This is a genomic window from Streptomyces sp. HUAS YS2 (genome assembly GCF_033343995.1).
Taxonomy (GTDB): Bacteria; Actinomycetota; Actinomycetes; order Streptomycetales; family Streptomycetaceae; genus Streptomyces; species Streptomyces solicathayae.
The window spans coordinates 6,394,240-6,413,623 of record NZ_CP137573.1 but is presented as its reverse complement, the minus strand read 5'-3'; the positions used below and the strand labels follow the sequence as shown (position 1 = coordinate 6,413,623).

Here is a 19,384-nt window from a genome sequence, read left to right as displayed (position 1 = left end):
GACGCGACGGAGGGGCGGGACACCGGGTGTCCCGCCCCTCCGTCGTCGCGGCGTGCGCTCAGGCGCGTGCGGCGTCCTCGTCCGGCAGCTCGTCGTCGAAGACCGCGCTGACGTCGAAGCGGCACACGATCCGCTCCGGGTCGGCCTGCTCGAAGGGGGCCTCCAGCCACTCCCCGGGGTCCGGCAGCTCCTCGGCGGCGGAGACCCACAGCGTGGAGTCGCCCTCCTCCAGGCCGAACTCCTTGTGCCGGGAGGCGATTTCGTCCGGTTCGTACTCGCCGAACAGCACGCCGAGCGCGGCGTGCGTGCTCGCGCCCACCACCGCGGCGCTCTCGGGCCCGTCCTCGTCCGCCTCCAGGTCCGCGATCCGCTGGGCCTGGGCGAGCAGCCGCTGCGGTTCCACCACGGCGTAGTCGCGTCTGATCAGCACGCTCAGCGCGTGCGGCTCCTCGGGGCCGGCGTACGGCGGCAGCGAGCCGTCGGCTCCGGGGATCTCGAAGGGGGTGACCTCGTCGTACCGGTCGTAGAGCCGCTCGTCGTAGGCCTCGGCCGCCGCGGCAAGGGCGTTGAACGCGTCGTAGACGGCCGGGTCGTCGTCGCCGGTGCGGTGTTCGACCGCCTCCAGGTGACGGTCCAGTGCGGCTTTGACCGCCTCGGCGGCGGCACGTACCTCGGCAGCGGTGGGCTGCGCAGCATCAGACATAGGACAGACGCTATCCGTACGGGGCCCGTGCCCGCACAATAGATGCGATGCCGGAATACGAATTTGTCGACGTGTACGTGCCGCGAGGCGTCTCCCGCAAGGAGGCCACACGGCTCCTGACCGACCATGCCGAGTACGGACACTGGGAGTTGGACCGGTTGAGCCTGCTCCGGGACGGCAGCCGCAGGGTGCGACTGCGCCGGCGCATCATCCGCCAGCTCCGCGCGACCTGGTGACACGGGCCTGGTGACACGGACCCGGTGAATGACACCCGGTGACAGGGAAGGGGCCCCGCCGTGCGGGGCCCCTCTGCGTCGTGCCGCCGTGACTAGGCGGACGCGCGGGCGCGGCGGTAGAGGATCGCGCCGCCGAGCAGCAGGCCGGCTCCGGCCGGGAGGATCAGACCCAGCGAACCGCCGGCACCGGTCTCCGCCAGCTCCTCGGAGCCACCCTTCGGCGGGGTGATCGTGTGCGTACCGGGAGTGTTCGGCCCGGTCGGCGTGCCCGGGTGACCGGGCTCACCCGGGTTGCTCGGCGTACCCGGGTTGCTGGGGTTGCCGGGGGTGCTGGGGTTGCCCGGGTTGTTCGGGTTGCCGGGGTGGCTGGGCTCCCCCGGGTGGCTCGGCGTGGACGGCTCGATGCCGTTCTCGCACTCGTTCCCGTACGCGGTGTTGCCCGCGCCGATCACGGTGACGCTGTTCCCGCAGGCGTTCACCGGCACGTCGACCGGCACCTGCACGTTGTTGCCGGAGCCCACGCCCGGGGAGCCGCTGGTGTGGCCGCCCGCGGACGAGCCGCCGCTGCCACCGCCCGTCTTCGAGACGTTGGCGCACTTGTTCCCGAACGCCGGGTTCAGCACCCCGATCACGTTGATCGTGTTCCCGCAGGCGTTCACCGGCACGTGCACCGGAACCTGGACGGAATTGCCGGACGCGACGCCCGGGGAATTCTTCGCGACGCCGTCCGCATTCGCGTCGGCGTGCGCCAAACCGCCGCCGAGGGCGAATACCCCGCCCGCGGCCACCACGGTCATCAGGCCCTTGCGCGTGACCTGTCGCATAGCTTGTCCTGCCTTTTCGGCTGGAAGCCGTATCGGCTTCTCGTAAGTCCCTCCGGGGCACCGTGCCCGGAGGCTGAATGCCCACCGGCCCCGGAGTGCATGGCACGCACTCCGGGGCCGGCGTGGCTCAGACCCCCAGGGGGTCGAGGCTCAACGTCAGGCGTTGACGCAGGTGTTGCCGAAGGTGGGGTTCAGCAGCCCGATCACGGAGACCGTGTTGCCGCACACGTTCACCGGGACGTGAACCGGCACCTGGACGACGTTGCCCGACAGAACGCCGGGGGAACCGATGGCGGCACCCTGGGCACCCGCGTCGGCAACGGCCATGCCCGCGCCCGCGAGAACGAGACCGCCGGTGGCAGCCGCAGCAGCGACGACCTTCTTGATCATTATTCCTCCTTGTTGGCAAGCGGCCCCACTTGACGCGGACCGCACCACCTGTAACGAGGGGGAGTTAATGGGGCTACGAGCCTATGAGCGCATTCACTCTTTCCGGTCAAAAGCAAACGCACGGACGAATCCGGTGCTCGAATTCGCCCGCGCGGTCAGGGAGGGGTCAGGACGCGTCGATGAAGCGGTCGAGCACCCGCACCCCGAACTTCAGCCCGTCCACCGGCACCCGCTCGTCGACGCCGTGGAACATCCCGGCGAAGTCCAGCTCAGGCGGGAGCTGGAGCGGCGCGAAGCCGAAGCAGCGGATCCCGAGGTCGTCGAAGGACTTCGCGTCGGTGCCGCCGGAGAGCATGTACGGGACCGCCCGGGCGATCGGGTCCTCGGCCCGCAGCGCCAGCTGCATGGCGTCCACCAGGTCCCCGTCGAAGCTGGTCTCCAGCGCCTTGTCGCCGTGCACGTCCTCGCGCTTCACGCGGGGCCCGAGGATCCGGTCGAGATCAGCGAGGAACTCCTCCTCGTACCCCGGCAGGAAGCGCCCGTCGACGTGCGCGGTGGCCTGCCCCGGGATCACGTTCACCTTGTAGCCGGCGCCGAGCATCGTGGGGGCGGCGGAGTTGCGCAGGGTGGCGCCGACCATCTTGGCGATGCCGCCGAGCTTGGCGAGGGTGGCGTCCATGTCCTCGGGGTCGAGCGGGGTGCCCAGCGCGTCCGAGAGCTCGTCCAGGAAGGACCGTACGGTCTTGGTGACCCGCACCGGCCACTGGTGGCGGCCGAGCCGGCCGACGGCCTCGCAGAGCTCGGTGATCGCGTTGTCGTTGTTGGTCATCGAGCCGTGCCCCGCGGTGCCCTCGACGGTGAGGCGCATCCAGTGCATGCCCTTCTGCGCCGTCTCCACCAGGTAGAGCCGCAGGTTCTCGTTGACCGTGAACGAGAAGCCGCCGACCTCGCCGATCGCCTCGGTGACGCCGTCGAAGAGGTCGGGGTGCTTGTCGACGAGGTGCCGGGCGCCGTACGTGCCGCCGGCCTCCTCGTCGGCGAGGAAGGCCAGCACGATGTCGCGCGGCGGCTTGCGGCCGCTGCGCAGCCGGTCGCGCACGACCGCGAGGGTCATCGCGTCCATGTCCTTCATGTCGACCGCGCCCCGCCCCCAGACACAACCGTCGGCGACCTCGCCCGAGAACGGGTGGTGGGTCCAGTCCGCCGCGTCGGCCGGCACGACGTCGGTGTGGCCGTGGATCAGCAGGGCCGGCCGGGACGGGTCCTCGCCCTCGATCCGGGCGACGGTGGAGGCCCGCCCCTTGTGCGACTCGATGATCTTCGGTTCGAGGCCGACCTCGGCCAGCTTCTCGGCGACGTACTCGGCCGCCACCCGCTCGCCCGGTCCGGAGTGGTCGCCGTAGTTGCTGGTGTCGATGCGGATCAGGTCGCGGCAGAGGTCGACGACCTCGTCCTCGCCGGTGACGCCCCGGGTCGTGTTCGACTCGCTCACGCTGCTTCCTCCCACTTCACTGCCCCATCACTGCCGGTGGTTCCCCCTCATCCTCCCGGAAGCCCGGCCGGAACGGGGGTGGTGATCGACCCCCTCGAATGTTTGCTATGGTTTTCCACGTCGGAACGGCCCAGGCCGAGAAGACAGACACCTTGTCCGGGTGGCGGAATGGCAGACGCGCTAGCTTGAGGTGCTAGTGCCCTTTATCGGGCGTGGGGGTTCAAGTCCCCCCTCGGACACCAGCGAAGGACCCCACGTCGTGGGGTCCTTCTTGCATGTGAGGGCGGTGGGACCGGTGAGACGGAGAACGAGGACCCCGGCCGCGCCGCTGCCCCAGCGGGACGGGATCGATCCGGTGCGGGTCAGGCTTCCGGAGGATCCGGACGGCGTCTGGGCGACCGTGGGTGGGCATCTGCTCGAGCGGTACGCGGGGGCCATCGGGGCCGGGCGCGTGGCGGCCATGCTTCGCGAGGGGCGGTTCGTCGGGGTCGACGGGGTCGCCGTGGACGGTGGCGAGCCGTATGCCGCCGGGCGGTATCTGTGGTTCCACCGGGAGTTTCCCGATGAGGAGCGGGTGCCGTTCGAGGTCGAGGTCGTGTACCGGGACGAGCGGATCGTCGTCGTCGACAAGCCGCACTTTCTGGCCACGATGCCGCGCGGGCGGCATGTGACCGAGACGGCGCTGGCCCGGCTGCGGCGCGATCTGGGACTGCCCGAGCTGCAGCCCGCGCACCGGCTCGACCGGCTGACGGCGGGGCTCGTGCTGTTCGTCGTACGGCCGGAGGACCGGGGGGCCTACCAGACGCTGTTCCGGGACCGGGCCGTGCGCAAGGCGTACGAGGCGGTGGCGCCGTACGACCCGGGGCTGGCGCTGCCGGCGACCGTGCGGAGCCGGATCGAGAAGGAGCGGGGTGTGCTCGCCGCGCGGGAGGTGCCGGGCGAGCCGAACGCCGAGAGCCGGGTCGAGCTCCTGGTCTCCCAGGGCGGTCTCGCCCGGTACCGGCTGGTGCCGGTGACCGGGCGGACCCATCAGCTGCGCGTGCACATGAACGCGCTCGGGCTGCCGATCCTGAACGATCCGCTGTACCCGGTGGTGCGGGAGGACGGGCCGGAGGACTTCGGGCGGCCGCTGCAACTGCTCGCGCGGTCGCTGGTGTTCACCGACCCGTTCTCGGGTGAGCCCAGGAGGTTCCTGAGCCGGCGGCCGCTCAATGGCCTCGGTTGATCCATTCCTCCAGGTGGGGCGCCTCGGCGCCGATCGTGGTCGAGTCGCCGTGGCCGGTGCGGACGACCGTCTCCGGCGGCAGGGTGAGGAGCTTCGCGCGGATCGAGTCGATGATCGTCGGGAAGTCCGAGAACGACCGGCCCGTCGCGCCGGGGCCGCCCTGGAAGAGGGTGTCGCCGGAGAAGACGGTGCCGAGGTCGGGGGCGTACAGGCAGACCGCGCCGGGGGCGTGACCGGGGGTGTGCAGGACCTTCAGGTCCGTGCCGGCGATGGTCAGGACCTGGCCGTCGGCGAGGTCGCCGTCCGGGCTGTGGTCGGGGTGGGTGCGCTTCCACAGCGGCTGGTCGTCGGGGTGCAGCAGGATCCGCGCGCCGGTGGCGGCGGCGAGCGCCGGGGCTGCGTCGATGTGGTCGTCGTGCGCGTGGGTGCAGACGATCGCGCGCAGGGTGCGGCCGTCGAGCGCGGCGAGGATGGCGTCGGCGTCGTGGGCGGCGTCGATGACGAGGGCCTCGGTGTCGTCGCCGACGATCCAGACGTTGTTGTCCACCTCCCAGGTGCCGCCGTCGAGGGAGAACGTGCCGGAGGTGACCAGGTGGTCGATGCGGGCGGTCATCAGAGGACCACCACCGAGCGCAGCACGTCGCCCTCGTGCATGCGGGCGAAGGCCTTCTCGACGTCGCCGAGTCCGATGGTCTCGGTGACGAACGCGGCGAGGTCGATGCGGCCCTGCTGGTGCAGGTCGATCAGCATCGGGAAGTCGCGGGACGGCAGACAGTCGCCGTACCAGGACGACTTCAGCGCGCCACCGCGGCCGAACACGTCGAGCAGCGGGAGTTCCAGCGTCATCTCGGGGGTCGGCACGCCGACGAGGACGACGGTGCCGGCGAGGTCGCGGGCGTAGAACGCCTGCTTGTACGTCTCCGGGCGGCCGACGGCCTCGATGACGACGTCCGCGCCGAAGCCGCCGGTGAGCTCGCGGATCGCCTCGACGGGGTCGGTGGAACGGGAGTTGACGGTGTGGGTGGCGCCCATGGTGCGGGCGGTCTCCAGCTTGCGGTCGTCGATGTCGACGGCGATGATCCGGGCCGCTCCGGCGAGCCGGGAGCCGACGATCGCCGCGTCGCCGACGCCGCCGCAGCCGATGACGGCGACGGTGTCGCCGCGGCCGACCTGGCCGGTGTTGATCGCCGCGCCGATGCCGGCCATGACGCCGCAGCCGAGGAGGCCGGCGACGGACGGGGCGACGGCGGGGTCGACCTTGGTGCACTGGCCGGCGGCGACCAGCGTCTTCTCGGCGAACGCGCCGATACCGAGGGCCGGGGAGAGCTCCGTGCCGTCGAGCAGGGTCATCTTCTGCTTCGCGTTGTGGGTGTCGAAGCAGTACCAGGGGCGGCCGCGCAGGCACGCCCGGCAGGCGCCGCACACGGCGCGCCAGTTGAGGATCACGAAGTCGCCGGGGGCGACGTCCGTGACGCCCTCGCCGACGGACTCGACGACGCCCGCCGCCTCGTGGCCGAGCAGGAAGGGGAACTCGTCGTTGATGGCGCCCTGCTTGTAGTGCAGGTCGGTGTGGCAGACGCCGCAGGCCTGGATCTTCACCACGGCCTCGCCGGGGCCCGGGTCGGGGATCACGATCGTCTCCACCCGTACGGGCTCGTTCCTGCCGGGGGCGACGACCCCCTGGACGTGCTGCGGCATCGTGAACTTCCCTTCCTCGGACAGGATCTTGTAAGGCTCTTGGGTATCACTGTCTCCTGACGGAGCGCGAGACCCCCGCAGGCCACGCCTGCGGGGGTCTCGTACTCCCGTGGGGGATCCGTGAGGGACGTCAGTCCTGGTGCGTCCCGGCGGCCTCGCGGACCCGGCGGCGGACCAGGAACCAGCCGCCGACCAGCGCGGCCGCGATGAGCGGCAGGCAGTTGACGGTGGTGCGGCCGACGCCGCCGTCCATCCACATCAGGACCACGACCGCGGCCAGGAAGCCGAGCGTGACGATCTGGGTGTACGGGGCCCAGGGCAGGTTGTAGCCGGGGCGGACGACCTTGCCCTCGTTGGCGCGGCGGTGGAACAGCAGCGAGCAGACCATGATCATCGCCCAGGTGCCGATGATGCCGATGGAGGCGAAGTTCAGCACCAGCTCGAAGGCCTCGCCGGGCATCACGAAGTTGAGGAAGACGCCGACGACGCCGAAGCCCGCGGTGAGCAGGATGCCGCCGTAGGGGACGCCGCCCTTGTTCATGACGCCGGTGAACTTCGGCGCGGAGCCGGCCAGCGACATGGAGCGCAGGATGCGGCCGGTGGAGTACAGGCCGGAGTTCAGGCTGGAGAGCGCGGCCGTCAGGACGACGAGGTTCATCACGCCGGCGGCGCCGGGGATGCCGAGCTTGTCGAAGACCGTGACGAACGGGCTCTGGTCGCCGGAGTAGGCGGTGTACGGGAGGATCAGCGCGAGCAGGATCACCGAGCCGACGTAGAACACGCCGACGCGCCACATGATCGAGTTGATCGCCTTGGGCATGATCTTCTCGGGGTTCTCGGTCTCGCCGGCGGCGACGCCGCACAGCTCGACGGAGGCGTAGGCGAAGACGACGCCCTGGATCAGCAGCAGCATCGGCATGACGCCGTTGGGGAAGATGCCGCCGTTGTCGGTGATGTTGCCGAGGCCCGGGGTGTGGCCGCCGACGTCGTGCGAGGTGACGACGAGGAAGATGCCGACGAGCATGAAGGCGACCAGCGCGGCGACCTTGATGATCGCGAACCAGAACTCCATCTCGCCGAAGTACTTCACCGAGATGAGGTTGGCGGTGAGGACGACCGCGAGGGCGATCAGGGCGAGGACCCACTGCGGGATGTCGCTGAACATGGCCCAGAAGTGGGCGTAGGTCGCGGCCGCGGTGATGTCGGCGACGGCGGTGGTCGACCAGTTCAGGAAGTACAGCCAGCCGGCCGTGTAGGCGCCCTTCTCGCCCATGAACTCGCGGGCGTAGGAGACGAAGGCGCCGGAGGAGGGCCGGTAGAGCACCAGCTCACCGAGGGCCCGCACCACGAAGAAGGCGAAGACGCCGCAGACCGCGTAGGCGATGAACAGGGAGGGACCGGCGTTCGCCATGCGACCGCCGGCGCCGAGGAAGAGGCCCGTTCCGATCGCGCCGCCGATGGCGATCATGTTGATGTGCCGGGACTTGAGGTCCTTGCGGTACCCGGCGTCGCCGGCGTCCACGTGGGGGGAGGCTTGAGACGCCGCCGGGGCCGCCGGCGTGGCGGTCAGCGGGTCGGCCGCAGTGGAGATGCGGTCACTCATGGAGTTGTTCGCCTTCGTGAGGGGGAGGGTCTGTGCGTACCCGGCCGCCCGACGGAGGTCGTCCCTCGGTGCGGCCAGCGCACATCGTCAGGGCAGACACGCCTCACTGACAGTGAGCAAACTCACTGAACGCCCATATTTGAGCGAGTTCTGAGGTTACGCAGAGGTAGCGAGAAGTCGTCGGCGCGCCTACGGAGCGAGGACGTCCAGTTCCTTGAGCGCCCCGACGGCGATCTCGCGGGTGAGTCGCTCGGCCCGTTCGGCGTCCTTCTCGCGTACGGCCTCGGCGACCTGGACGTGGAGGGTGACGGCGGCGGGGTCCGGGTCCTCGAACATCACGTGGTGGTGGGTGCGGCCGGTGAGGACCTCCGCGACGACGTCGCCGAGCCGGGCGAACATCTCGTTGCCGGAGGCGTTGAGCACGACGCGGTGGAAGGCGACGTCGTGCACCAGGTACGCCTCCAGCTGGCGCCCGCGCGAGGTGGCGACCATACCGAGGGCCTGCTCGGTGAGTTCGCGGCACTGCTCGGGGGTGGCGTGGAGAGCCGCGAGCCCTGCGGCGACGGGTTCGACCGCGGAGCGCAGCACGGTGAGCGAGCGGAGCTGGCGGGGCCGGTCGGCGCCGGCCAGCCGCCAGCGGATGACCTGGGGGTCGTACACGTTCCAGGCCTCGGTCGGCTGGACGATCACGCCGACCCGGCGGCGGGACTCGACGAGGTGCATGGACTCCAGGACGCGCACCACCTCGCGGATCACGGTCCGCGAGACGTCGAAGCGCTGGGCGAGCTCGTCGGTGCGGAGCACGCTGCCGGGCGGGTACTCACCGGCCGTGATGGCGAGGCCCAGTGTGGCCAGAACCTGCGGGTGGAGCCCCGGGGCCGGTGTCGTCATGGGGCTCAGCCTACGGTCGCGCGCGAGCCGGGAACAAAAAGTACGACTTTTATGTCACACACACTTGAATACGTCGTACCCAATGGGTTTCATGAGCGCGACGGAAATCTGTCGACGAAGACAGCGAAGAACGCGAGGCACCCCATGAGCACCACCTCTCGCACGATCCACCGGGTCGTCGTCGTGATGGGCGTCGCGGGCACCGGCAAGACCACCATCGGTCCGCTGGTGGCCGAAGCGCTCGGCGTCCCGTACGCCGAGGGCGACGACTTCCACCCCGAGGCCAACGTGGCCAAGATGTCGGCCGGCATCCCCCTGGACGACAGCGACCGCGCTCCCTGGCTCGACGCGATCGGGCGGTGGGCACACACCCGGGACGGGCTCGGCGGGGTGGTGAGCAGCTCCGCGCTGAAGCGGATCTACCGGGACCGGCTGCGGGCGGCCGCGCCCGGGGTGGTGTTCCTGCATCTGACCGGCGACCGGGCGCTGATCGAGGAGCGGATGGCGGCGCGCAAGGGGCACTTCATGCCGACCGCGCTGCTCGACTCCCAGTTCGCCGCCCTGCAGCCGCTGCAGGACGACGAGGCCGGTGTCGCCGTCGACGTCTCCGGTTCCCCCGAGGAGATCACCGAGCGGGCCGTCGCCGCGCTGCGCCGGCTCGTCGTCTGACCCCCGTCCCCACGCGCGCCGCCCGTCCCCCGGGGCGGCGCGCCCCTCCCCCTCCTCTCCCCTTCCTCCCTAAGGAACCCCGTGACCAGACTCAGCGTCGAGATGCTGGCAGCGGACGCGACCGAGCCGATCACCTCGGCCGGCAACGCCCAGCTCGGCATCGCCGTGCTCGCCGGCATCGCCGTCATCGTCCTGCTCATCACCAAGTTCAAGTTGCACGCCTTCCTGGCGCTGACCATCGGCTCGCTGGCGCTCGGCGCGTTCGCCGGGGCGCCGCTCGGGGCGACCATCGACTCGTTCACCACGGGTCTGGGCAAGACGGTGGCGAGCGTCGGCGTGCTGATCGCGCTCGGTGCGATCCTCGGCAAGCTGCTCGCCGACTCCGGCGGCGCGGACCAGATCGTCGACACGATCCTGGCCAGGTTCAGCGGCCGGGGCATGCCGTGGGCGATGGTGCTCATCGCCTCGGTGATCGGTCTGCCGCTGTTCTTCGAGGTCGGCATCGTGCTGTTGATCCCGGTGGTGCTGCTGGTGGCCAAGCGCGGCAACTACTCGCTCATGCGGATCGGCATCCCGGCCCTGGCCGGACTGTCGGTGATGCACGGTCTGATCCCGCCGCACCCCGGCCCGCTGGTCGCCATCGACGCGCTCGGCGCGAACCTCGGCGTCACGCTGGCCCTCGGCCTGCTGATCGCCATACCCACCGTGATCATCGCGGGTCCGCTGTTCTCCCGGTACGCCGCCCGCTGGGTCGACGTCCACGCTCCCGAGACCATGATCCCGCAGCGTCCGTCGGAGGACCTGGAGAAGCGCCCCGGCTTCGCCGCCACCGTCGCCACGGTGCTGCTGCCCGTCGTCCTGATGCTGGTCAAGGCGCTCGTCGACATCGTCGTGGACGACCCGGAGAACGCGGTCCAGAAGGTCACGGACGTCATCGGCGCACCGCTCATCGCGCTGCTGGCCGCCGTGATCCTGGGCATGTTCACCCTTGGCCGCGCGGCCGGTTTCACCAAGGAGCGGCTCTCCTCGACGGTCGAGAAGTCGCTCGCCCCGATCGCGGGCGTGCTGCTGATCGTCGGCGCAGGCGGCGGCTTCAAGCAGACCCTGATCGACATCGGCGTGGGCCAGATGATCCTGGAATTCTCCGAGAACTGGTCGATCCCCGCGCTGCTGCTCGCCTGGCTGATCGCGGTCGCGATCCGGCTCGCGACCGGCTCCGCCACGGTGGCGACGATCTCCGCCGCCGGCCTGGTGGCCCCGCTGGCCGAGGGCATGAGCACCACGGAGACGTCGCTGCTGGTGCTCGCCATCGGCGCGGGTTCGCTCTTCTTCAGCCATGTGAACGACGCCGGTTTCTGGCTGGTGAAGGAGTACTTCGGGCTGAGCGTGGGTCAGACGATCAAGACCTGGTCGGTGATGGAGACGATCATCTCGGTCGTGGGCATCGTCTTCGTGCTGCTGCTGTCGCTGGTGTTGTGACGCCCGTGACGCGCGTGACGTAGGGCGTCCACGCCGTAGCGGGAGGGCCGTGCGCGGTCGACATCTGTCGACCGCGCACGGCCCTTCGTGCGTCAGGTGATCGCGAGCGGGGTGTCCGGGGCGAGGGCCGCCGCGATGCGCTCGGCCACCTCCTCGGCCATGTTGCCCTCGGGCGCGTCCGCGGTCTTGGTGGCGGAGACCGCGATGGCCAGGCGGTCGGACGGCAGGTACGCCTGGATCGCCCCGTAGCCCGAGAACGACGGGTTCTGGACCACCCAGCCGTTGACCACGATGACGCCGAGACCGAAGTGCGCCTGCTCGGTCTGCTTCAGACAGATCGACGCGGGACAGGTGGCGGTCGGCGTGCCCAGGCCGACCGTGCCCGGGTTCAGCAGGGTGCGGTACGAGCGGGGCGAGAGCAGCTCGCCGCTGCCGATGGCCTGCGCCGAGCGGGCCAGGTCGCAGATGTGGGTCGTGATGACCGCGCCGGGCGCGGTGGTCCACGACGGGTTCCAGAAGGTGGACTCCTCGTAGATGCCCCGGTCCGAGGTGAACGCGTGCAGCGCCGGCGCCGGGATGTCGGGGGTGAAGTTGTTCTGCGTGTTGCGCATCCCCAGCGGGCCGGTGACCCGCTGCTTCATCAGCTCGTCGATCCGGGTGCCGGTGATCTTCTCCAGCGCCTCGGACAGGAGCAGGTAGTTGGCGTGGGAGTAGCTCCAGTTGGTGCCCGGCGCGTACCAGAACGGGTGGCTGTAGGGGTAGGCGAGCAGGTCCTGCGGGGTCCAGTGGCGGAACGGGTGCGCCGTCAGTTCGGTGAGGAACGCCGGGTCGGTGACGTAGTCGTGCAGCCCGGTGGTGTTGGTGGCCAGCATCCGCAGCGTGATGTTCTCGGCGTCGGGCACGTCGGGCAGCCAGCGCTCGACGGTGTCGTCGAGGCGCACCTTCCGCTCCTCGACCAGCTGGAGGAGCACCGTGCCGATGTGGGCGAAGGCCACGGAGCCGGCGCGGAAGTGCATGTCCGGTTCGGCCGGGACCCCCGTCATGGACTCGCCGAGCGCGTCGGTGAGGACTTCGCGCCCGTCGACGGTGACCTTCACTTCCACGGAGTTCAGCTTGAGCTCGTCCTTGGCCCTCTGGGTGATGTCGCGGACCTGACGGGCCTCGCCGTCGAGCGGGCCCCGGGTCCGCTCGCAGGCGCGTCCGCCGTGTCCGCCGGGCCCGCCGGGTCCTTCGACGGACGCGGGTGCGGCGGCGGAGGCGGTCTGGATCGTGGCGGCGAGGAGGGCGGCGCAGAGGAGCGCCGTACGGGCCCGCGCGCGGGCGCGCGGACGCGTACGGAAGGGGGTGGCTGTCATGGCACCGCACTATGGCCGCGACCCCCCGGCACCGCCGCTGAACACTCCGCACGCGGCGCGAGACACGCCCGAGTGGGGCACATCCGGCACGCCGCCCGGCGGAGCCGGCGCCGTCTGCCCGACCGGCTCGGCGCGGCGGCTACCCCACCGCCCGCGCCGCCGCCCGCCCGGCCGCGCGGCCCGAGAAGATGCAGCCACCGAGGAAGGTGCCCTCCAGGGAGCGGTAGCCGTGCACGCCTCCGCCGCCGAAGCCGGCCGCCTCGCCCGCCGCGTACACGCCCTCCAGGACCTCGCCGCCCTCCTTGAGCACCCGCGAGTCCAGGTCCGTCTCCAGGCCGCCGAGGGACTTGCGGGTGAGGATGTTGAGCCGCACGGCGATCAGCGGGCCGGCCGCGGGATCGAGGAGCCGGTGCGGGGCCGCGGTGCGGATGAGCTTGTCGCCGAGGTACCTGCGGGCCCCGCGGATCGCCGTGACCTGGAGGTCCTTGGTGAAGGGGTTGGCGATCTCGCGGTCCCTGGCGACGATCTCGCGGCGCAGCTCCGCCTCGTCGATGAGCGGCTCGTCGGTGAGCGCGTTCATGCCCCGGACGAGGGCGGACAGGTCGTTCTCGACGACGAAGTCGACGCCGTGGTCCATGAACGCCTGGACCGGGCCGGGGACGTCGGCGCGGGCACGGCCGAGCACGTCGCGGACGGACTTCCCGGTCAGGTCGGGGTTCTGCTCGGAGCCGGAGAGCGCGAACTCCTTGCCGATGATGCGCTTGTCGAGCACGAACCAGGTGTGGTCGTGGCCGGTGCGCATGATGTGCTCGAGGGTGCCGAGGGTGTCGAAGCCGGGGAAGAGAGGGACCGGGAGGCGCCGGCCGCGGGCGTCGAACCACAGGGACGACGGGCCAGGCAGGATGCGGATGCCGTGCCGGGCCCAGATGGGGTTCCAGTTCTCGATGCCCTCGGTGTAGTGCCACATCCGGTCGCGGTTGATGTGGTGGGCGCCGGCGTCCTCGGCGATGCCGAGCATCAGTCCGTCGACGTGCGCGGGGACGCCGGAGAGCATCCGGGCGGGCGGGGTGCCGAGCCGCTCGGGCCACTGCTTGCGCACCAGGTCGTGATTGCCGCCGATGCCGCCGGAGGTGACGATCACCGCCTGGGCGCGCAGCTCGAAGGAGCCGGTGACCTCGCGGCTGCTGGCGGTGCCGCGCTCCGCGTCGGAGGGCGCGAGGACGTCGCCGGTGACGGTGTCCACGCCGCCCGCGGTGCGGCCGAGGCCGGTCACCCGGTGCCGGAAGCGGAACGTCACCAGGCCTCGGGCGACGCCCTCGCGGACCCGTGACTCGAAGGGGGCGACGAGACCGGGGCCGGTGCCCCAGGTGATGTGGAAGCGGGGCACGGAGTTGCCGTGCCCGTTCGCGTCGTACCCGCCGCGCTCGGCCCAGCCGACCACGGGGAAGAAGCGCACTCCGCGGGCGTGCAGCCAGCTGCGCTTCTCGCCGGCCGCGAAGTCGACGTACGCCTCCGCCCAGCGGCGCGGCCAGTGGTCCTCGTCCCGGTCGAAGCCGGCGGTGCCGAACCAGTCCTGCAGGGCGAGCGCGTGGCTGTCCCTGATCCGCATCCGGCGCTGCTCGGGCGAGTCGACGAGGAACAGCCCGCCGAAGGACCAGTGGGCCTGGCCGCCCAGGGACTGTTCGGGCTCCTGGTCGAGCAGGATCACGCTCCGGCCGGCCTCGACCAGCTCCGCGGTGGCGACGAGGCCGGCGAGGCCCGCCCCGATGACGATCACATCAGCGTCGTACGACATGGACCGCATCTTGGATACAGCACTGTATCCAGTCAACCGTTCGGACCGGTGCACGTCACTCCCGCTTTCTAATGTTCGGCATTAGAATGGAGCGCATGGCAAGGACGTCGGGTCCCGAGACCCGGGAGAAACTGATCCGAGCGGCGGAGGAGATCTTCGCCGCCCAGGGGGTCCACGGCGGACAGCTGAGGGACGTCGTCGCACTGGCCGGCCAGGCCAATCCGTCGGCCGTGCAGTACCACTTCGGCTCGCGCGAGGGGCTCGTCGACGCCGTCATGGCGGGCCGCCAGCTCCGTACGAACGAAGTCCTCGCGCCGCTGCTCGACGCCGCGCCCGACGAGCTGCCCGCCCTGCTGACCACCCTGGTCACGGCCGAGGCGAGCGAGCTGCGCACCGCTCGCGGCCGGCGCTGTCTGCGGATCTCCGCCCAGCTCAGCCACGAGAGCGGGGTCCGCACCCGCACCCCTCATCCCACGCTGGACGGGACCCCCTACTGGCGGCTGTTCGAGCGGATCGAGGCCTGCCTGGCCGCACCGCCGGCCGCTCTGCCGGAGCCGCTGCGGCTCGAGCGCCTCGACCTGGCGCTCACCGTCGTCGGCGCGGCGATGGCCGACCGGGCCCGACAGTACCTCGACGGCGTCGAGCCGCTCACCGGCGAGGCGCTCTTCCTCGCGGACCTCGTCGCCACCACCAGCGCGCTTCTCCGGGCCGCACAGCCCCGGAGCGGCGAAGACACCGAGACGTCCCGAAAGGACATTCCATGAACGACCTCTCCGGCAAGACCGTCCTCATCACCGGCGGCGCCCGCGGCCTGGGCGCCGAGGCCGCCCGTCAGGCCGTCGCGGCCGGCGCGAACGTCGTGATCACCGACGTACTGGACGAGGAGGGCAAGGCGACCGCCGCCGAGCTCGGCGAGCGCGCCCGCTTCCTGCACCACGACGTGACCTCGGAGGAGGGCTGGGCGGAGGCCGTCGCGTACGCCGTCGCCGAGTTCGGCGGGCTGCACGGCCTGGTGAACAACGCCGGCATCGCGACCGGCGCCTTCCTGGAGACCGAGTCCGTCGAGACCTTCCGCCGCGTCCTCGACATCAACCTGACCGGTGTCTTCATCGGCATGAAGGCCGCGATCCCGGCGATGAAGGAGGCCGGCGGCGGCTCGATCGTCAACATATCCTCGGCCGCCGGCCTCATGGGCCTGGCGCTGACCGGCGGCTACGGCGCGTCCAAGTGGGGTGTACGCGGCCTGACCAAGATCGGGGCGGTCGAGCTGGGCACCGCGAAGATCCGCGTCAACTCCGTCCACCCGGGCATGACGTACACGCCGATGACGGCCTCGGTCGGCATCGAGAAGGGCGAGGGCAAGTACCCGAACACGCCCATGGGCCGGGTCGGCGAGGCGGACGAGATCGCCGGCGCGGTCGTCTTCCTGCTGTCCGACGCAGCCTCGTACGTGACGGGCGCGGAGCTGGCGGTGGACGGCGGCTGGACCACCGGCCCGACGGTGAAGTACGTCATGGGTCAGTGAGTGCGGGGCGGTGGGTGTCGTACCCCGGTGCCCACCGAAGACGGCAGTATGAGGACATGAGCGCCGCTGACGAAGTACTCGACATCGTCGACGAGAACGACGAGGTGATCGGACAGGCCCCACGCGGCGAGACGTACGCGGGGGGCCTGATCCATCGCTGTGCCTTCATCCTGGCCAGGGACGCCGAGGAGCGCGTGTTCGTGCACCGCCGGACGGCGACGAAGCTTGTCTTCCCCTCGCTGTACGACATGTTCGTCGGCGGGGTCGTCGGGGCGGGCGAGAGCTACGACGAGGCGGCTCTGCGCGAGGCGGAGGAGGAGCTGGGCGTCTCGGGCCTGCCGCAGCCCGTCCCGCTGTTCAAGTTCCTGTACCGCTCCCCCGAAGGCGTTCCGCGCTGGTGGTCGGCGGTGTACGAGGTGCGCTGCGAGCTGCCGGTGGACCCGCAGGTGGAGGAGGTGGCGTGGCACGCCTTCCTGACCGAGGAGGAGCTGGCCGCCCGGCTCGGGGAGTGGGAGTGGGTGCCGGACGGGCTGGCGGCTTACCAGCGGCTGTCCGCGTTCCGGGCGACCGGACATCCGGACATATAAAGTGCCCGCGTGAGCGACTTCGTGCAGAGCCTGCGCCTGTGGTTCTCGCCGCAGCGGATCCGGGAGGAGGGCGAGACCCCCGACTACCGCTTCTCGCTGGCGAACGAGCGGACCTTCCTGGCCTGGCTCCGGACCGGCCTGGCGCTGGTCGGCGGCGGTTTCGCGGTCGACCAGTTCCTGCCCGACCTGCGCTGGGGCGTACGGGTGGGGCTCGCGCTGGCGCTGCTCGGCGCGGGCGTGCTGTGCTCGCTGCGGGCGGTGAACCACTGGGTGCGCTGCGAGCGTGCGATGCGGCGCGGGGAGGACCTGCCGGTGTCGCGGTTCCCGACGGTACTGAGCCTCACGGTGGCCGTGGTGGCGGTGGCGATGGTGGTGGTCGTGCTGTTCGGCTGGGCGGGCCGGTGACCCAGGGCCGCGATCCGGGACTGCAGCCGGAGCGGACGCGGCTGGCGTGGCGGCGCACGACCCTGTCGGCGACGGTGGTGGCGGTGTTCGCCGCGAAGCAGGCGATCCACGACGAGGTGACGGCGGCCGGCCTGTTCGGCGCGGCGCTGTCGGTACTGGTATGGCTGGGGTTCCTCGCGGTCGCGCACCGCCGGATCCAGGCCCTGGGCGCCGCGCGCCCCGAGACCCTGTCGCACCGGGCCGCCCTGCTGGCGGCGGGCGCGACGATCGCGCTGGCCGCCTTCGGGGTGGCCGTGGTGGTGTGACGGCCGGACGATCCGGGCCGCCCCGCTCGACGGTCGCCCGGACCCGGCCGGCGTGCGGCCTAGTCCGCCTCGCCCGGGTCCGTCCACGGGACGGTGACCACGACCTTGCCGTTCAGGCCGCCCTCGGTGTGGGCGCGGTGGGCCTCGGCCGTCTCCTCCAGGGGGTACGTCCGGGCCACCCGGACCGTGAGCGCGCCCTCCTCGGCCAGGCGGGCCAGGGCGGCCAGGTCCTCGGCGTCGGGGCGCACCCAGACGTACCGGCCGCCGAGGCCGATCACCTCGCCGTCCGCGATCGAGACGAGACGGCCCTCGGGGGCGAGGACGTCGAGGGTCTGCTTGAGGAACGTGCCGCCGATGGTGTCGAGGGCCGCGTCCACGCCGTCCGGCGCCAGCGCGCGGACCTGGTCGACGAAGGACGACTCGTCGTAGACGACCGGCTCGGCGCCCAGCTCGCGGATCCGGTCCTGGCCCGGCTCGCGGGCCGCGCCGATCACCCGTGCGCCGAGATGCCGGGCGATCTGAACGGCGGCGGAACCGACCCCGCCCGCCGCCGCGTGCACGAGCACGGTCTCGTCCGCGCGGACCCGCAGGGCCCGGTGCAGTGCCTGGTACGCGGTGAGCCCGGCCAGCGGCAGCGCGGCGGACTCCTCGAAGCTCATGTTGCGCGGTTTGCGGGCCAGGGTGCGCACCGGCGCGGCAACGTACTCGGCGAAGGTGCCCCGGGACAGGAAGTCCTCGCGGACGTAGCCCATGACCTCGTCGCCGACCGCGAACTCGGTGACCGAGACGCCGGGCTGGACGACGACCCCGGACACGTCCCAGCCCGGGATCACGGGGAAGACAGCGTCCAGCATCCCGTCCAGGTGGCCGGCCTGGGCCTTCCGGTCGACCGGGTTGACCGCCGCCGCGCGCACCTTGACGAGCACCCCGTCGGGCCCGATCTTGGGCTGCGGCCGGTCGCCGTACTCCAGCACCTCGGGACCGCCGTACCGGCTGTAGCTGATCGCCTTCATACCCCGAACCATCGGGGCGCTCCCCAGCCGCCGCAAGCGGGACTCCCCCGGGCGGGCGTCAGCCGCCGAGCGCCGCCGGCGGCGGCAGCATGGTGCGCGGGTCCCGGCCGGCGTGCCAGAAGCCGATGAGGAACGCGGTGGTCGCCTCCAGCAGATCGGCGCGGGCCAGCGGACCGGCGACCAGCGGATCGCAGCCCATGTCCTTCGCCAGCCCGGCGACGGCGGCGAGGGCGTCCGCGTCGTCCCCGCAGAGCGGGACGGTCAGCGGACCGTCGGCGAAGACCGGCGGGGTGCGGCTCCACACCGTCGGGGTGACGTGGTTGAACGCCTTCACCACCCGGGCTCCGGTGGCCGCGGCGATGCGCCGGGCCGCGCCCGGGCCGGGGCCGGTGGTGAGCAGCAGGCCGGGGCCGATGGCGTTGGTGCAGTCGATCAGGATCCGGTCGCCCAGGTCGCCGGCGCCCCCGAGCACGTCGAGCACGGTGTCGTGCGGGAGGGCGAGCAGGACGGCCTCGCCGAACCGGGCCGCCTCCTTGAGAGTGCCGGCGCGGGCGCCGATCCGCCCGGCGAGGGCGGCGGCCCGCTCGGCGCTCCGGCCGCCGACGAGGATCTCGTGTCCGGCCCGGGCCCACTGGCCGCCGAGTGCCTCCGCCATGTTGCCGGTGCCGAGTATTCCTATGCGCATGTCCGCTCCCTGTGATGTGTGATGACCTGGGTGGTCCGGGACGGCACGGGTGCTCCCGGGTGATGCGAACGACGTTAGGAAAAGCCATGGTTACCGGATGGTGCGTGAGCGGGCGGTGCGGCCGATGACCGACCGGTTACTGGCCGACTGCCGGGCCCGGCTCGGGTTCGACCTGCTGGCGAACACCTGGAATCCGGTGCTCCTGTACGCCCTCGCTGAGGGGCCGCGCCGCCCGGGCGAACTGCGGGCGGAGATCGGCGGGATCAGCGCCAAGGTGCTCACCGAGACGCTGCGCCGGCTGAGCGGGTACGGACTGGTGGAGCGGCGTGCGTACGACGGGTCACAGCGCGTCGAGTACGCGCTGACCGCGCTGGGGCGGACGCTGCTCGGCCCGATCGAGGCGCTCGGGCGATGGTCCGCGGAGCACGGCGACGCGTTCGTCACGGCACAGGGCTGGGACGAGGACGACTCGGGCATTTCGGACTAGCCTGAGGAGGTCACCAC

General features: G+C 71.6%; 22 protein-coding genes and 1 tRNA gene. 11 read left to right on the top strand and 12 right to left on the bottom strand.

Annotated elements, in window-relative coordinates; all coding sequences use genetic code 11:
• Positions 1-58 precede the first annotated feature (58 nt).
• Positions 59-703: a hypothetical protein gene (locus tag R2D22_RS29735; protein ID WP_318107818.1), complete on the bottom strand. Its 645-nt coding sequence runs from the start codon at positions 701-703 to the stop codon at positions 59-61.
• 47 nt (positions 704-750) lie between these two features.
• Here R2D22_RS29735 and R2D22_RS29730 point away from each other — a divergent pair, with 47 nt between their 5' ends.
• Positions 751-939: a DUF5703 family protein gene (locus R2D22_RS29730; protein ID WP_189217267.1), complete on the top strand. Its 189-nt coding sequence runs from the start codon at positions 751-753 to the stop codon at positions 937-939.
• A gap of 92 nt (positions 940-1,031) precedes the next feature.
• On the opposite strand, the gene R2D22_RS29725 is transcribed toward R2D22_RS29730, so the two are convergent.
• The 3 genes from R2D22_RS29725 to R2D22_RS29715 form a co-directional block, all read right to left on the bottom strand.
• Complete coding sequence (locus R2D22_RS29725) at positions 1,032-1,763, bottom strand: chaplin (protein WP_318107815.1); 732 nt, start codon at positions 1,761-1,763, stop codon at positions 1,032-1,034.
• 156 nt (positions 1,764-1,919) lie between these two features.
• Positions 1,920-2,153, bottom strand: a complete 234-nt coding sequence (chpH, locus tag R2D22_RS29720) for a chaplin ChpH (protein WP_318107813.1) — start codon at positions 2,151-2,153, stop codon at positions 1,920-1,922.
• A gap of 166 nt (positions 2,154-2,319) precedes the next feature.
• The gene (locus R2D22_RS29715; RefSeq protein WP_318107812.1) at positions 2,320-3,645 is read right to left on the bottom strand and encodes a M20/M25/M40 family metallo-hydrolase; all 1,326 of its coding nucleotides are present in this window, start codon (positions 3,643-3,645) and stop codon (positions 2,320-2,322) included.
• A gap of 154 nt (positions 3,646-3,799) precedes the next feature.
• On the opposite strand from R2D22_RS29715, the gene R2D22_RS29710 reads away from it, so the two are divergent.
• Together R2D22_RS29710 and R2D22_RS29705 are read left to right on the top strand one after the other, a co-directional pair.
• Positions 3,800-3,887 (top strand) — tRNA-Leu (locus tag R2D22_RS29710).
• Between the two features lie 53 nt (positions 3,888-3,940).
• Complete coding sequence (locus tag R2D22_RS29705) at positions 3,941-4,870, top strand: RluA family pseudouridine synthase (protein WP_318107810.1); 930 nt, start codon at positions 3,941-3,943, stop codon at positions 4,868-4,870.
• On the opposite strand, the gene R2D22_RS29700 is transcribed toward R2D22_RS29705, so the two are convergent.
• From R2D22_RS29700 to R2D22_RS29685, 4 genes are all read right to left on the bottom strand, one after another.
• Entirely contained in the window at positions 4,854-5,483 is a 630-nt protein-coding gene (locus R2D22_RS29700; RefSeq protein ID WP_318107809.1) for an MBL fold metallo-hydrolase, read from the bottom strand. The two genes, R2D22_RS29705 and R2D22_RS29700, sit on opposite strands and share 17 nt — an antisense overlap.
• Positions 5,483-6,568, bottom strand: a complete 1,086-nt coding sequence (locus tag R2D22_RS29695) for an S-(hydroxymethyl)mycothiol dehydrogenase (protein WP_318107807.1) — start codon at positions 6,566-6,568, stop codon at positions 5,483-5,485. Before R2D22_RS29695 ends, R2D22_RS29700 begins: the two co-directional genes overlap by 1 nt.
• Before the next feature lie 130 nt (positions 6,569-6,698).
• Positions 6,699-8,171, bottom strand: a complete 1,473-nt coding sequence (locus R2D22_RS29690) for an amino acid permease (protein WP_318107806.1) — start codon at positions 8,169-8,171, stop codon at positions 6,699-6,701.
• A 189-nt stretch (positions 8,172-8,360) separates the two neighbouring features.
• Positions 8,361-9,062, bottom strand: coding sequence for a FadR/GntR family transcriptional regulator (locus tag R2D22_RS29685; protein WP_318107805.1), 702 nt, complete (start codon positions 9,060-9,062; stop codon positions 8,361-8,363).
• A 144-nt stretch (positions 9,063-9,206) separates the two neighbouring features.
• Between R2D22_RS29685 and R2D22_RS29680 the strand changes: the two genes are divergently transcribed.
• Positions 9,207-9,731 (top strand): gluconokinase, encoded by a 525-nt coding sequence (locus R2D22_RS29680; RefSeq protein ID WP_318107804.1) that lies wholly within the window; start codon positions 9,207-9,209, stop codon positions 9,729-9,731.
• 81 nt (positions 9,732-9,812) lie between these two features.
• On the top strand, positions 9,813-11,210 hold the full coding sequence (locus tag R2D22_RS29675) for a GntT/GntP/DsdX family permease (protein ID WP_318107803.1): 1,398 nt from the start codon (positions 9,813-9,815) through the stop codon (positions 11,208-11,210).
• A 92-nt stretch (positions 11,211-11,302) separates the two neighbouring features.
• Here R2D22_RS29675 and R2D22_RS29670 read toward each other — a convergent pair whose 3' ends face one another.
• Positions 11,303-12,565: a serine hydrolase domain-containing protein gene (locus tag R2D22_RS29670; RefSeq protein WP_318107801.1), complete on the bottom strand. Its 1,263-nt coding sequence runs from the start codon at positions 12,563-12,565 to the stop codon at positions 11,303-11,305.
• Between the two features lie 139 nt (positions 12,566-12,704).
• Positions 12,705-14,360 carry an FAD-binding dehydrogenase gene (locus R2D22_RS29665; protein ID WP_318107799.1) on the bottom strand — a complete coding sequence of 552 codons (1,656 nt, stop codon included), beginning with the start codon at positions 14,358-14,360 and terminating at the stop codon, positions 12,705-12,707.
• Between the two features lie 95 nt (positions 14,361-14,455).
• Here R2D22_RS29665 and R2D22_RS29660 point away from each other — a divergent pair, with 95 nt between their 5' ends.
• The 5 genes from R2D22_RS29660 to R2D22_RS29640 are packed head-to-tail and all read left to right on the top strand — an operon-like array spanning position 14,456 to position 17,182.
• On the top strand, positions 14,456-15,124 hold the full coding sequence (locus R2D22_RS29660) for a TetR/AcrR family transcriptional regulator (RefSeq protein ID WP_318107797.1): 669 nt from the start codon (positions 14,456-14,458) through the stop codon (positions 15,122-15,124).
• Positions 15,121-15,885 carry a glucose 1-dehydrogenase gene (locus tag R2D22_RS29655; protein ID WP_318107796.1) on the top strand — a complete coding sequence of 255 codons (765 nt, stop codon included), beginning with the start codon at positions 15,121-15,123 and terminating at the stop codon, positions 15,883-15,885. Before R2D22_RS29660 ends, R2D22_RS29655 begins: the two co-directional genes overlap by 4 nt.
• Positions 15,886-15,941: 56 nt before the next feature.
• Positions 15,942-16,472 (top strand): NUDIX hydrolase, encoded by a 531-nt coding sequence (locus R2D22_RS29650; RefSeq protein WP_318107794.1) that lies wholly within the window; start codon positions 15,942-15,944, stop codon positions 16,470-16,472.
• 9 nt (positions 16,473-16,481) lie between these two features.
• Complete coding sequence (locus R2D22_RS29645) at positions 16,482-16,877, top strand: YidH family protein (protein WP_318107793.1); 396 nt, start codon at positions 16,482-16,484, stop codon at positions 16,875-16,877.
• Positions 16,874-17,182, top strand: coding sequence for a DUF202 domain-containing protein (locus R2D22_RS29640; protein WP_318107792.1), 309 nt, complete (start codon positions 16,874-16,876; stop codon positions 17,180-17,182). Before R2D22_RS29645 ends, R2D22_RS29640 begins: the two co-directional genes overlap by 4 nt.
• Before the next feature lie 59 nt (positions 17,183-17,241).
• Here R2D22_RS29640 and R2D22_RS29635 read toward each other — a convergent pair whose 3' ends face one another.
• The gene (locus R2D22_RS29635) at positions 17,242-18,195 is read right to left on the bottom strand and encodes an NADP-dependent oxidoreductase (RefSeq protein WP_318107791.1); all 954 of its coding nucleotides are present in this window, start codon (positions 18,193-18,195) and stop codon (positions 17,242-17,244) included.
• A 58-nt stretch (positions 18,196-18,253) separates the two neighbouring features.
• Positions 18,254-18,880, bottom strand: coding sequence for an NADPH-dependent F420 reductase (locus R2D22_RS29630; protein ID WP_318107790.1), 627 nt, complete (start codon positions 18,878-18,880; stop codon positions 18,254-18,256).
• A gap of 124 nt (positions 18,881-19,004) precedes the next feature.
• Between R2D22_RS29630 and R2D22_RS29625 the strand changes: the two genes are divergently transcribed.
• Positions 19,005-19,367: a winged helix-turn-helix transcriptional regulator gene (locus R2D22_RS29625; protein ID WP_318107789.1), complete on the top strand. Its 363-nt coding sequence runs from the start codon at positions 19,005-19,007 to the stop codon at positions 19,365-19,367.
• Positions 19,368-19,384: the final 17 nt, after the last annotated feature.

What these genes read in the sequence shown, in the direction of transcription:
- R2D22_RS29735 (WP_318107818.1), bottom strand. Translation starts at nt 703, where the DNA reads ATGTCTGATGCTGCGCAGCCCACCGCTGCCGAGGTACGTGCCGCCGCC.
- R2D22_RS29730 (WP_189217267.1), top strand. Translation starts at nt 751, where the DNA reads ATGCCGGAATACGAATTTGTCGACGTGTACGTGCCGCGAGGCGTCTCC.
- R2D22_RS29725 (WP_318107815.1), bottom strand. Translation starts at nt 1,763, where the DNA reads ATGCGACAGGTCACGCGCAAGGGCCTGATGACCGTGGTGGCCGCGGGC.
- chpH (WP_318107813.1), bottom strand. Translation starts at nt 2,153, where the DNA reads ATGATCAAGAAGGTCGTCGCTGCTGCGGCTGCCACCGGCGGTCTCGTT.
- R2D22_RS29700 (WP_318107809.1), bottom strand. Translation starts at nt 5,483, where the DNA reads ATGACCGCCCGCATCGACCACCTGGTCACCTCCGGCACGTTCTCCCTC.
- R2D22_RS29695 (WP_318107807.1), bottom strand. Translation starts at nt 6,568, where the DNA reads ATGCCGCAGCACGTCCAGGGGGTCGTCGCCCCCGGCAGGAACGAGCCC.
- R2D22_RS29690 (WP_318107806.1), bottom strand. Translation starts at nt 8,171, where the DNA reads ATGAGTGACCGCATCTCCACTGCGGCCGACCCGCTGACCGCCACGCCG.
- R2D22_RS29685 (WP_318107805.1), bottom strand. Translation starts at nt 9,062, where the DNA reads ATGACGACACCGGCCCCGGGGCTCCACCCGCAGGTTCTGGCCACACTG.
- R2D22_RS29680 (WP_318107804.1), top strand. Translation starts at nt 9,207, where the DNA reads ATGAGCACCACCTCTCGCACGATCCACCGGGTCGTCGTCGTGATGGGC.
- R2D22_RS29670 (WP_318107801.1), bottom strand. Translation starts at nt 12,565, where the DNA reads ATGACAGCCACCCCCTTCCGTACGCGTCCGCGCGCCCGCGCGCGGGCC.
- R2D22_RS29665 (WP_318107799.1), bottom strand. Translation starts at nt 14,360, where the DNA reads ATGTCGTACGACGCTGATGTGATCGTCATCGGGGCGGGCCTCGCCGGC.
- R2D22_RS29660 (WP_318107797.1), top strand. Translation starts at nt 14,456, where the DNA reads ATGGCAAGGACGTCGGGTCCCGAGACCCGGGAGAAACTGATCCGAGCG.
- R2D22_RS29655 (WP_318107796.1), top strand. Translation starts at nt 15,121, where the DNA reads ATGAACGACCTCTCCGGCAAGACCGTCCTCATCACCGGCGGCGCCCGC.
- R2D22_RS29650 (WP_318107794.1), top strand. Translation starts at nt 15,942, where the DNA reads ATGAGCGCCGCTGACGAAGTACTCGACATCGTCGACGAGAACGACGAG.
- R2D22_RS29635 (WP_318107791.1), bottom strand. Translation starts at nt 18,195, where the DNA reads ATGAAGGCGATCAGCTACAGCCGGTACGGCGGTCCCGAGGTGCTGGAG.
- R2D22_RS29630 (WP_318107790.1), bottom strand. Translation starts at nt 18,880, where the DNA reads ATGCGCATAGGAATACTCGGCACCGGCAACATGGCGGAGGCACTCGGC.
- R2D22_RS29625 (WP_318107789.1), top strand. Translation starts at nt 19,005, where the DNA reads ATGACCGACCGGTTACTGGCCGACTGCCGGGCCCGGCTCGGGTTCGAC.